10 protein-coding genes are annotated in these 12,660 nt (G+C 49.3%); all 10 read left to right on the forward strand.

Features of this window, described 5'->3' with window-relative positions; all coding sequences use genetic code 11:
- Positions 1–1,073 precede the first annotated feature (1,073 nt).
- The 10 genes from NT002_12180 to NT002_12225 all read left to right on the forward strand — a co-directional run bounded on the left by NT002_12180 (position 1,074) and on the right by NT002_12225 (position 12,365).
- On the forward strand, positions 1,074–2,804 hold the full coding sequence (locus NT002_12180; GenBank protein ID MCX6830019.1) for an ATPase, T2SS/T4P/T4SS family: 1,731 nt from the start codon (positions 1,074–1,076) through the stop codon (positions 2,802–2,804).
- Entirely contained in the window at positions 2,797–4,011 is a 1,215-nt protein-coding gene (locus NT002_12185; protein ID MCX6830020.1) for a type II secretion system F family protein, read from the forward strand. The genes NT002_12180 and NT002_12185 overlap by 8 nt, the downstream gene beginning before the upstream one ends.
- An 82-nt stretch (positions 4,012–4,093) precedes the next feature.
- Positions 4,094–4,525: a prepilin-type N-terminal cleavage/methylation domain-containing protein gene (locus NT002_12190; GenBank protein MCX6830021.1), complete on the forward strand. Its 432-nt coding sequence runs from the start codon at positions 4,094–4,096 to the stop codon at positions 4,523–4,525.
- Positions 4,519–5,013, forward strand: coding sequence for a prepilin-type N-terminal cleavage/methylation domain-containing protein (locus tag NT002_12195; GenBank protein ID MCX6830022.1), 495 nt, complete (start codon positions 4,519–4,521; stop codon positions 5,011–5,013). Before NT002_12190 ends, NT002_12195 begins: the two co-directional genes overlap by 7 nt.
- Before the next feature lie 11 nt (positions 5,014–5,024).
- The gene (locus tag NT002_12200; GenBank protein ID MCX6830023.1) at positions 5,025–6,158 is read left to right on the forward strand and encodes a prepilin-type N-terminal cleavage/methylation domain-containing protein; all 1,134 of its coding nucleotides are present in this window, start codon (positions 5,025–5,027) and stop codon (positions 6,156–6,158) included.
- Between the two features lie 13 nt (positions 6,159–6,171).
- Positions 6,172–7,770, forward strand: coding sequence for a PilN domain-containing protein (locus NT002_12205; GenBank protein MCX6830024.1), 1,599 nt, complete (start codon positions 6,172–6,174; stop codon positions 7,768–7,770).
- The gene (locus tag NT002_12210; GenBank protein ID MCX6830025.1) at positions 7,767–8,327 is read left to right on the forward strand and encodes a hypothetical protein; all 561 of its coding nucleotides are present in this window, start codon (positions 7,767–7,769) and stop codon (positions 8,325–8,327) included. The genes NT002_12205 and NT002_12210 overlap by 4 nt, the downstream gene beginning before the upstream one ends.
- Positions 8,327–8,767, forward strand: coding sequence for a hypothetical protein (locus tag NT002_12215; protein MCX6830026.1), 441 nt, complete (start codon positions 8,327–8,329; stop codon positions 8,765–8,767). Before NT002_12210 ends, NT002_12215 begins: the two co-directional genes overlap by 1 nt.
- Complete coding sequence (locus NT002_12220; protein ID MCX6830027.1) at positions 8,764–10,044, forward strand: hypothetical protein; 1,281 nt, start codon at positions 8,764–8,766, stop codon at positions 10,042–10,044. Before NT002_12215 ends, NT002_12220 begins: the two co-directional genes overlap by 4 nt.
- A 953-nt stretch (positions 10,045–10,997) precedes the next feature.
- Positions 10,998–12,365, forward strand: a complete 1,368-nt coding sequence (locus NT002_12225; protein MCX6830028.1) for a T9SS type A sorting domain-containing protein — start codon at positions 10,998–11,000, stop codon at positions 12,363–12,365.
- Positions 12,366–12,660: the final 295 nt, after the last annotated feature.

Genomic DNA, 12,660 nt, shown 5'->3' on the forward strand with positions numbered 1-12,660 from the left:
GGATGTCTATAATGAGAAACGATTGCATTCCTCTCTGGGCTATCGACCACCCAACGAGTTCGAGGCCCTACTGAGGAACGAAAAAGTGAACCGCCAAACCGTCCTACCCTAACCTGTCCAACAAAAGGGGTTCACTCCAAAATCCCTTAATAGAGCAAAGCTTGCCATTTCAGATAAAACCGCCGTCACCTGTTGCATAGCGCGCGGTGTCAGCCCGATGAGAAATTGAACTATGGCGCCTATAATCAATCAACGCAGCTGATGCGGGAATGTCAATAATATTATCTAATTTCGTAGCTCGGTAGTTGCTATGTTATAAAAGTAGGCTTCGATAATAATGAGAAAGAGGCTACCTAATTTAAGAACTTTAACGAACCTATGGTCGTGACAGGCCACGGTTTAAAGGAGGCAGCCTAATGCGTGAAGTGTTGCGGTCTAAGTAATGATCTCTATCATCCTGAGCGCCATTGACCGGTACCCAAATTTCAGCAGAGATACATGCCTTTAAAAAATACCTCAGGGAATCAATGAGGGTAAAATCACCCCATCAAATCTGATATTCGGGTGGTTTATACCTCAAATCACACATGGGATTTTTCGCCTCCAGTTACAAATCGTTGTGATTCAGCGCAATATTATAGCGTTCCAACTTCGAACCGTGGCACCGAATTTGTTAACCACGGATTACGAGGAGGGATATCCTTCTCACGCTGGCCTGCAGTTGGTCAGTCAGCGGAATATTGCAAGATTGAAAGGTGTTACAGACAGACAACGGAATGAGATGTTGCTAAAGCGAATTTTCTACCCCTTGAAAATAATCAGTATCAGTTATCCATGCAAAGAGATGGTGAGTATCTCGGCTGGATGGAGGGGGAATTTGTAGCTTAATCAAGCCAGTGTGCTTGTCTGGGGCTGAATACCCGGCGGTGTCAGTGCTCGCACCGTCGGGTTATTTTTTTGCTTCATAATAAGCCGACATGGGATAAACGCCCCCCCAAATACCCTCCGCGGGTAAAGATATTCCTCCTGTATTCCGATTAATAAGATGATATCAAGGTCATTACAGGATAAGTATGCTCAGGAAAAAAATCGGCGATATTCTCATTGAGGAAGGACTTATCACTTCGGCTCAATTGGCCGAGGCTCTCAAAGAGCAGGAGAACTCGGGACACAAGGTCGGCCAGATTCTGGTCGATAAAGGCCTGATTACCGATGAACAATTGCTCGAAGCGGTCTCGGAACGGTTGGGGATACCCCAAATTTCTCTTGGCTCGCTGGTCATCGACTCGATGGTGGTGGCAATGGTTCCGGTTGAAGTGGCCCGAAGATATTCGCTGATTCCGATTTTTAGGATCGGGAAGACTTTAACCGTGGCCATGGCCGAACCGCTCAATATCATTGCGATCGAGGAACTCAAATATATCACCAAGTGTGATGTCAAACGGGTAATTGCTTCCCCCACCGAGATTGCCTCGGCCATCGACCAGTATTATTCTGTCGCCGACTCCATGAACGGCGTCATCGGCGCCTACCCCGGCGCCCAGGAAGAACGGATGTCGGTGGCAACCACCGAGACTTTCTCGGCTGAAGAACGTGACGCCCCGGTGGTAAGACTGGTCAATTTAATTATTTCGCAGGCGGTTAAAGATAAGGCATCGGATATTCATATCGAACCTGATGAAAACCTGCTGCGGGTTCGCTATCGTATTAACGGTATTATGAAAGAGGAGGCCTCGCCCCCCAAGTCGCTTCAGTCCGAAATAATCTCCCGCATAAAAGTCGCGGCCAATATGGATGTCTCGGAAAAGCGCCTTCCACAGGACGGACGCTTGATTGTCAAGGTTGACGGGGCCGATATCGACCTGAGAATTTCTTCCCTCCCGACCATTCACGGCGAAAAGGTGGTTATCCGTCTTCTCGACCGAAGGATTCTCAATATCGGCCTGGAGCAATTGGGTTTCTCGCCGGAATTACTTGAGAAGTGGAAAGCTCTGATTTCCAAGAAAGAAGGTCTGGTTCTTATCACCGGGCCGACCTCCAGCGGAAAAACAACCACGCTCTATTCCTCTTTGCAGGAGGTCAACTCGGTGGAGAAGAATATCATTACGGTGGAAGACCCGGTGGAATATTCTCTGCCGCTTATCAATCAGGTGCAGACCAATGAAAAGGCGGGTCTGACTTTCGCCACCTCGCTGCGCTTTATCCTGCGCCAGAATCCCGATATTATCATGATTGGTGAAATCAGAGATGCCGAGACGGCGGCCATGGCGGTCCGCTCGGCGCTTACCGGGCATCTGGTCTTTTCCACTCTTCACACCAACGATGCCCCGAGCAGTATCGGCCGTCTTATCGACATGGGTATCGAAAACTACCTGGTTGCCTCGGCCCTCAAAGGGGTGCTGGCCCAGCGTTTGATGCGGCGCAATTGCCCGGATTGTCTTGAGGAATACCGCCCCCAAGATATACAGATTCGCCTGGCCGGTCTCGAGGAATCCGCGGAAAGTCTCCATTTTATGCACGGGGTCGGCTGCAACAAATGCCGCATGACCGGATATATCGGACAGGTCGGCATTTATGAATTAGTCGAAATCGATGATACTATATGCGAAATGATCATCAGGGGCGATTCAGATCTTCAGATCCGCAACTACGCTTTCACCAGAGGACATCGGCCGCTTTTCCAGGCCGGACTGGCAGAAGTGAAAAGCGGCCTGGTCCGCCTCGAGGAATTACTGCGGGTAACCTCGATGAACGAAAAGAATAGTTCCGGCAGCCTGCTGGAGAGAGTCCCCATAAATGCCTGAAAATTATCTTTATTTGGCCCGCACCAGAGCCGGTCAGAAACGAACCGGGGTCATTCAAGCCGAATCGCCTGAAAGAGTCGCCGCGGTGCTCTATGAACAGGAGCTGATTCCCACTCAAATAAGACTTCAGAAACGGAGTTTCAGGCCGGTTCTTTTTGGTTTTATGAAAGGGCGGCAGTATGAAGATCTGATTTTCTTCACCCGCAATCTCTCCACTCTTTACCATGCCGGGATTCCGCTTCTGAGAGCCCTTTCTATCATCAAGGTCGGTCCTTCGGGGAGTCATTTCAATCAGACCGTCGATAAAATCCGCACCTCGGTACAATCGGGGCGTTCTCTTTCCGACGCCATGGCCGAGTTTCCGAAAATATTCTCGAAAATTTACACTTCTTCAATAGCTGCCGGGGAAGCCTCCGGAAAACTGGATGAAATTCTCGATTCCCTGGCAATTATGCTCGAACGCGATCTGGAATTGAACCGCCAGATAAAATCATCTCTCCGCTATCCGACCATGGTGGTGGTGGCGATTGCGGCGGCTTTTGCCATAGTGATAACCTTTGTTATCCCCCGTTTCATTTCATTTTATTCCAGTATGGGGGCGCAGCTTCCGGCTCCGACCAGAGCCCTTATCTGGCTCAATCAGTTTATCACCCACTACTGGATAGTTGTTCTGGCCGGGCTGATTGCTCTGGTCATCATTTTCAAAAAAACCTATGCCACCGCCGCGGGCAAACTCTTTTTCGATACCCGTTTCCTTCAGCTTCCGGTTTTTGGCGATCTAATCGTCAAAGGGAATATTGCCCGCTTCTCCTATATGTTTCATCTGTTGGTGAAAAGCGGGATTCCTATAGTAAAGGCTCTGGAGCTTTTGGCCTCGACCGTAAAAAACAGCCGGCTGACGATCGAAGTCAAAATGCTGGCCGATTCCTTCCGTGAGGGACGGGAACTAAGCGGCCTTTTGGGGAAACTGGTCTTTTTCCCGGAACTGGCTTTGCAGATGATCAAGGTCGGTCTGGAAAGCGGCTCGCTGGAAAGCATGCTCAACGAGGTTGCGGTACATTACAGCAAGGAAGTAGATTATAAATCTCGTCATCTGACCGCGCTTCTGGAGCCGATTCTGACCATTGTTTTGGGCGTTTTTGTCCTGATTGTCGCCCTGGCGATTTTCCTCCCCATGTGGAACCTTATACATGTAGTCAAAGGGTAGCGGCGGTAAAGAATTTCCCCCTTTCTTCCGATAATTTTAAGAGAAACCATGTTTTACCCTTAAATAAGACAGGAGGAGTCCTATGCCTTTCAAGAAGCTTTCCAATCGCGAAGGTTTTACCCTGATCGAGTTGGTTATCATTATTGTAATTCTGGGTATCCTGGCGGCCGTGGCCATACCCAAATATAAAGATATTTCCTCGGAAGCCAAGGAATCGGCGGCCCGCGCCGCGTTGGGTGGTCTCCGTTCCGGCATCACCATCTGGTATGCCAATGAAGCGGTAAGAACCGGAACCGCGGCCTGGCCCGTGTATGACAGCCTGAGAATCCCCGGTGTTGTTATGGAGCAAGCTATCCCGAAGAATCCCTATGTCACCGATGATGCTCTGGCCGACAGTATTGCGATCGGTGTTACCAGAGGCACTGTCGTGGCCGGCGGAGCCGGCTGGGCTTATAACGCCACGACCGGTGAAATCTGGCCCAATACGACTACCGGAGGTGCCAATAATTGGTAAGATGTCAGCCATCGGGAATGGCTGGCCGGCATCATAAGCGGAAACAGAAAAATCGGTGGCAGAATGGCTTTACGCTGATTGAACTGGTTATCATCATTCTGATTCTGGGAATTGTTGCCGGGGTCGCCATACCGAAATTCAGCTCCCTTTCGGAGCAATCGAAGATAAGCGCCACCAAAGATGAAATGAGGCTTCTCAAGGAAGCTATCATTGGCGATGCTCGATTGGTTTCCGGGGGCGAATATGTCAGCCGGGGATTTAGGGGTGACATAGGCTTTCCCCCCTCCCGGCTGATCGACCTGGTGATCCGGCCCGATTCCATTCCGGCCTACAACAAATTCACAAGAATCGGCTGGAACGGTCCATATATCGATAGTGCCGGGCAGAGTTATCTTAACGATGCCTGGGGACATGCTTATGTATATAACTTCTCGGCTCGAACCATAACCTCGACCAGTTCGACGCCGAACACTGTCGTCAGTTTTTAGGCGGAAATAAAATGCATCCTACTTCGCAAAAGGGTTTCACTCTGATTGAGCTGGTCATGGTCATCATCATCATCGGCATCATGGCCGGGGTGGCGATGAAATCGATGGATTCCGCCATCGAAACCGGGCGGATCGAGTCAACCAAGAAAGAGATGGAGCAACTTGCCCAGGCCATTGCCGGCAATCCCGAATTAATCAGCAACCGGTCGCGGGTCGACTTCGGTTATGTCGGCGATGTTGGTTCATTGCCCTCTATTCTGGATGCGCTTGTCAACCAGCCGTCCGGGTACACCACCTGGAAAGGACCTTACATAAGAAATAGTTTTAATCAGGCGTCCGAGGACTATAAGCGCGACGGTTGGAATGTCCTATATACTTACAGCGGCGGTGTTACAATTATTTCCACCGGCTCCGGGAGCAACATCACGAAACAATTTGCCAATACTGTCTCGGATCTGACAAATAACACAGTACAAGGGATCGTGCAGGACGTCGAGAGCATCCCCCCCGGGATATATAATGGTGATGTCGAAATTACTATCACCTACCCCAACGGCACCGGAGCAATGACATCCATAACAGTCAACCCGTCAGCGAATGGAAATTATATTCTTGGCGGGATTCCTGTTGGCAATCATACTTTAAGGGCAGTGTATAGGACTACTAATGATACTTTGATTTCGTATGTGACTGTGCTTCCCAAATCGACCATCATTAACAACATGCGATTCGGCTCAGCGCTTTGGGGCGCGGGAAATGCCACCAGCGGTAATAGCCTTCAATACGTTTCTGGATCGGCCCGCATAGAGAGTATTTACAGTATTGCTTTTGATATATTCAATAACACGGGGGATAATGTAATGATAAGCTGGCTGAAAGCAACATATGATCGAAATCCCACAGCCTATTATGACCGGATACGATGGGGGAATGCTTCAGTGGCCAATAGTAGCAGTCCGCGGTATGGTTCCGGTACGCAGGCCAATTTCAGCAGTTCCAGAACTATAAACGATGGATCCACCGTAACTATCAGACTACAGAACTTTAACACCTCGCCCACAGGTGCGGGTACGAGCGCCAGCATGGCCGGCGTCAGCTTCACGATCTTGTTCAGCGATAGCTCTCTGATAAGTCTCAGCCTATAAAGGTAAAATACTCATGACCGAAATGACCGGGAAAGATAAAAAGAGACTCAGAAGGTGGAGTCCTGCGCACTTAGTCGAGTTTCTAAAGAATTTCCACTGGAAAAGGCGTTATGGGTTTGGCCGCACCATTGCCATTTATATCGATGATTTTTCCATTCAATTCGCCGTTGTCAAGCGGTTCTGGCACATCACTCGGCTTCTGAATGTGACCAAGGTCTATATCCCTTCAAATCATGATACTCGGGAGAAAAGGGAGAATTTCATTACCGCCGAAATCGATGATTATGTCAGCCAGTATCGGCGGCGAATGACTCGATTCGTGCTTGGTGTGGGCGGGCCGGAATCGGCCATCAGGACACTCTCATTCCCCGAAATGTCCGGCCGAGAACTGGCGCAGGCGGTTTTCTGGGAAGGGAATAAGAAAATACCCTTCGGTCTGGAGGAGGCATTCTGGGGCTATCATGTCATCGCCGATAACAAATCAGATTCGGGCAATCTCCGGCGCGTGTCGCTTCTGGCGGTTTCAAAGAAAGAAGTCAACCACCCCCTCGACCAGATAAAAACCGATATTCGTTTTGATGCGGTATATCACAAACTGGAGGCAATCGGCTGCCTTCTGCCCCATATTGAAGGTTTCTCAGAAGAGAAAACATATACCCTGGTTAATATCAAGAAGAATCACTCCGAAATAAGCTTTTATCGCGGCGCCAGGCTCGATTTCAAGCATGTTGCCTCGATCGGTACCGGGACCGTTCCCGGCGCCGGCCGCGACCGCAAGAAATATGATACCTTCACTGAGACCCTGGTTGCTGAAATTCAGAATTCGCTCGACTATTATGCGGGGCAGTTCTCGCACACTGCGGTTGACACCGTATTCGTTTATGGCGATCTTTCCTATTCCGAGGATCTCATCGATAAGTTGACCGATCGCTTCGGCATTGAGTTTCGTCGCTTCCCTCTCGATAAATGGCTGGCCACCCAGCCTCAGGCCGGGGAATTTGCCGAACAGATTCCGGTTTCGCTGGGGGCGGTGGCCCTGGCTCTGGCCAATGAGGAGATGGTGAATTTTCTGCCGCCAAACCTCAAAGAAAAAAATGATGCCCGGCATTTCTATCGCCGGGCTGTCCCGGCCCTGGCCGGAATCACCGCCCTTCTCCTCTTCGTGTTGGCCTCTTTTCAATTTCAGGTTGATGCTGATAAAGCCCTGCTGGCAGCCGCCGAAAATCAAGTGCGACGGTTTGAGACTTCACCGTCATTCCTAATGTACAATCAAATCAAGCAGCGCATGGCGGTCGACAAAAACCTGGTGGAGCGGTTGGCGCACGCACCGTGCCTGCTAAATTTGAATCTGAAGGAACTTTCAATATTGACCCCCGGCACTGTCTGGCTTGAAAGCTACCTGCTCGAGGGTAACGCTTCCCGCTACAGCCTGATATTAACCGGGCGGGCGATTTCCTCTGCGCCGCCCCCGGAGATAATACTTGCCGAATTTATCACCCGCCTGGAGGGGTCGCCCTTTTTTGATAAGATTATTTTGAAAAAGCAAAACAAAAAGTCGCTCGGGGCGGAGTTTTCATTGGAATTTGCTCTTGAGATGGAAACGGTGTTATGAAAAAACAATATGTCATAATCACGGTGACCGCTTTATCAATCAGCCTGATCTGGTTTCTGCTTCTGTTTTCTCCTCTGGTACTAAGAAAAAAGGAAATCGCCGCTTCTCTGGCCGACACCGAAGGCAAGCTGATCGATTTCAGGAAGATTCTCAGAGAATTTCCGGAGCGCTTCAATAGCGAGAAAGAAATTTTGCAGAGAAGACAGATATATATATCACAGCTTTATTCAAAAGAGGATCTAATCGCCCTATTTGACAATATCCGTATGAAGGCGGCTCGGTACAACCTGAGCCTTCTGGAAATATCCCCCTCGGTGGAAGAGCTATTGGCCCTAAACAGGCAGTCACCAAACAACGATCAACCGCAACTGCTGAATATTATGGTGCGGCTGAACGGCTATTTCCGGAATCTGGGGGAATTTGTCAGGGACATGGAAGAGGAGAGATTCTACCAGGGCGCCAATTCTTGCAAGATTACGGGAGCGGCGGATGGTGCCGCCCCACCCCAGATGGTTCTCGGTTTCAAAGCATTTCTGGGAGCCGACAGGAAATCATAATGAACCCAAAGAAAAGAAAATATATAATTTATACTTTGTTTGCACTGGCCGTGATATACGGTTTGACTAATCTTCGGAGCAATAACCCGGAGACGAACATGAGTTCGCAACCGGCGCCGGTCGCTGCCGACCGTGCTGCGATTGTACCTCCCTCGAATCAGATAGACATTGCCAGATATAATTCCCTGCCATGGGGAAATGACCCTTTTGTTCGCGGAACGATCGCCGCCGGCCCCGCCGACATACCGACCGGGCCTATCTGGGAGCTTGGCGGGATACTCTATGATGATATCAACCCGGCCGCAATAATCAACAGCCGGATAGTTCGTGTCGGTCAATCGATCGACGGCGCCCGGGTGCTGCGCATAAATAAGAAAATGGTCACGCTGGAAAAAGACGGCGCTGAATTTTCGATAACTCTGGAAAAGGAAAAATCATGATATACCGCATAATCGTCACCGGTCTTCTGGTCTTAACGCTAATTTCAATCGCGGGCGGAGGCCCTCTCGAACCGGACCGGAAGATTTCCCTGCAATTCGATAATGCCCCATTGGCTTCGGTACTTACTCTGATTTCACAGCAATACAATATCAACATCGTGCAGTCGGGGATAGGGGAGCAGAAGATCTCGGTCAAGCTGGATGATGTTGGATTGGTTGACGCCCTGAAGGCAATTCTCAATTCCAACGGATATAATTATTATTTTTCCGGTGATATTGTGGTGGTCAAGCCGATGGAACAATCGGCTGTGGGAGAAACAGTGGCCCAGACCATCACCCTCAATTATGTCTCTCCGGCCGCGGTGATGAATGCCACCGCCGATATGCTTTCACCCAAAGGGAAAATGAAGATTATCGAGGATCCCGGCTCGGCGGGCAAACAATCGAGCGGGCCGCACGCCACGCAGGTAGTCATTGTCGATTTGCCGGAAGTGGTGGAACAGGTAGTCGCCTTTGTCATGAAAATCGACCAACCGGAGCGCCAGGTCGCAATTGAAGTCAAAATGATTGAGGTCAATGTCAACAAAGATACCAGGACCGGTCTCACCTGGCCGACCTCTTTGACCACCCGCCTGAGCGGCATCACTACTGATGCCGGCAGCGGCTCCTCCACCGACAAGCCCCCCCAAGCCCTGGGACAGATACAGCTTCCCGACGGCAAATGGGAGTGGGGTAAACTTTCGGTGAATGAAGTCAGTGTGGTCCTTGATTTCCTCGAGCAATCGGGCGATTCCAAGCTTATTTCCAACCCCCGTATCACCACGCTGAACAATCATGAAGCGGAGATAAAGGTCACGACGGTGGTACCGATTCAGACCATCAATCGTTTCAGCGAGGGGGGCGCGGTGCAGGATATCGTGACATTCCAGGATGAGGAAGTCGGCATTTCGCTTCTGGTGACGCCGCATATTACCGATGGCGACCGGATTGTTCTCGATGTTTTTCCCACGGTAGCCGAGATTATCGGGTACTCCGGCCCGGAGGGAAACCAGAAACCGATAACCTCGCAGCGTTCGATAAAAACGAAAATAGAAGTCAGAAACGGCGAGACAGCGGTACTGGGGGGACTTTTGAAAGAGAACAAGATCGAAAATCAACAGAAAATATTTTTCCTCGGTTCGATTCCGATAATCGGAGGCTTGTTCCGTCATAAATCAGTACAGAACAGCACGACCGATTTGATGATTCTGATCACGCCGACTCTTATCGGCCTTTAAACGCCGCGACCAGTTCAGGATGACAATTATTGTGTCTTTTCTGCCCAGAAGTATGCTTCTCCCCTTCTTTGTGGTATTTGACGCTTCCTAAAGCTTGCCGCACACGAGTTTTCGCAAAACCCTTCGGGATTTTGCGCTACATTCTGCTGTGGGGCGCCCGGGCAAATTGGGTTTGTTTCTTCGTTTTTTAAAATTGCGCAGAGACACAGGGGCTCTAATAAGGCAAGCGGCTGACCACATAAGACAATATTCCCGAATGAATTGTGAAGAAGTGACACGGTTTTGGGCGGTGTGGCCTGTTTTTTGTTTGTGATGACCGGTCGTTCTTGAGCCATTGTGGGCAATGGCCGAATTGCGGCGCTTGGAAATATGACAGTTTACAGCAAAAAGCATAATAATTTCCTTCTATATAAGGGGAAAGGTTCCGAATCACCATCGATGCGCTACAGATTTTGATGTGATGAGGATGTTGGATGGGCAGATGAGGATTGTCAAAACCCCCACTCATTCCACCGGGGGTGGAATTCGGGGGGAATTTTGACCTACACGGCTAACGGACATAAGAATATCGGAAGTGTCGAAACCCCCGACCAAGGGTACGGGGCAGGCGCAAGGGCTTTTACCTAACCGGCTACACTCCTGTAGAATTAAATAGCATTATTTTCAAAAACTGCTTGACATCCGCCCCCGCCGGAATAGATTCCGATCAGAAGGATATCAGGGCCGACATCAAAAACAATGCCAGCGATTTGGTCAGCTTTGTCTCAAAGTAGGTGTTCGCTCGATCACGTAGTTGCAGATAGCTGAAGGCAGGCATATAGCATGGTAGGAGCAGGTGATGAACGCTCGCGACTGAAAGGGGTGATAACAAACAATTTTGAAATGATGGTAAGCGGCTCGGATGCCCCGCGCTTCTGAGTATTGGAAGGCAATTCTAAAAACAGGAGGAGGAAATGAGACTCTGGATAATGCTTATAGCATTGCTTATTTGCGGCACAGCACTAGCTGATATGCAGGAACCTTGTACACCAGTCTCATCCGGTTGCCGGGTCACCACCTTAAGGTTTGATGATTTCGAACAGGAACCGTTCAATTGGGGTGGCTGGGGTTGGTGTGATGAGGCCAGCATGCTCGGCCCGGATACTGCCAAATCACGCAGTCATTGCATGGGCACAGTATGCGAAAGCAATTATGGACCTTCGGCCGATTATCGGTTGACAAGTATTGATTTTGTGCTGCCATCGGTTGGCACTGGGGAAGCTCTTTATTTAAGATATTGGCAGTGGTACAATATTAGCAGCGAAGGCAGCTATCCCGGCCCTGATTATGGCGCAGTTCTGATTTCTGCTAATTATGGTTCGTGGGATACACTGGTTGAGAGATTCACCGGCTCGCTCAATTCATGGGGTACCGGACTTGCCACACTGACCCAATACGCCGGCAATACGGTCAAAATTAGATTTGTTCTATCTACTAACTATCTGTACCAAAGTATTGGATGGCGAATCGATGACATTACAATTGAAAAGCAAACCTTTGGCGCCTACGCCGGATGTGATAAGACTACTTGCAGTGGTGAGGCGGTTCAGTTGAATGCAATGGCCGGGTGTGGCGTAATGCCTCTGCACTACAAATGGACACCTGCGGCAGGGTTATCAGCCGATTCGGTTCTCAATCCAATTGCTTGCCCCGAGACAACTACCACCTATCTCTTGACCGTGACCGATAGTGATGATCCACCCACTATTTTATCTGACAGTGTGACTATCACCGTTATTCCGGTGCTGCAAATACAGCTTCTGCCACTGGGTTTAAGCGATACAATTCGCTACACACCCCTTTGCCTTGATATGAGAGGTTTGTTTGATAGTTGTGTATGGAACGGAGAGAAAAGTAATTGTAGCCTATGTCTATCTTTTGATACCAACGGAACCTACCCTATTGTGTTTGCGGGATTTATAGGCAATTGTGTCTATACAGCAGACACATCGGTGGTTTATATAGAAAGTTCAGTCCAAGAAGACAATTCACCCATATTACCCAACAGTTTAATCCTAAATCAGAATTATCCCAATCCATTCAATCCTTCGACTGTCATTGATTACTCGCTTCCGCACAAATCCCACGTAACGATTGGGATCTATAACATCTTAGGGGTGAAAGTAAGAACCGTATTAGAGGAGATTCAATCGCGAGGTGACCATTCAGTTGTGTGGGACGGTACCGGCGAAGGTGGCGATGCCATGCCTTCCGGGGTCTATTTCTATAAGCTGACGGCCGATGGAAAAGAAAGCAAGAGGAAAATGGTTCTCCTTAAATGAGTCAATCCCCAGATATGCATTTCAATGGTTGAAAAGAGTCGAAAGTTGTGCACTTTCGACTCTTTTATATTACATCAGTACCGCCGTTAATCCAAGATGGTTTCGCACATGAGGGTGTCGCATCCCCCGACCAAGGAGTCGGGACAATGGCAGTACCGCAAGACTTCGGGACTGTTGAAAAAGTCTTGTTTTTTGAGGGGGTGGATTTGTTATATAGGTTTATGCAAACAAAACGTGAACGTTTAGGATATGAGATGATGCTTTTGCCGCCGCTGGAGACTTTCATTCCAGAGGA

It is taken from the genome of Candidatus Zixiibacteriota bacterium, from assembly GCA_026397505.1.
Classification (GTDB): domain Bacteria; phylum Zixibacteria; class MSB-5A5; order GN15; family PGXB01; genus JAPLUR01.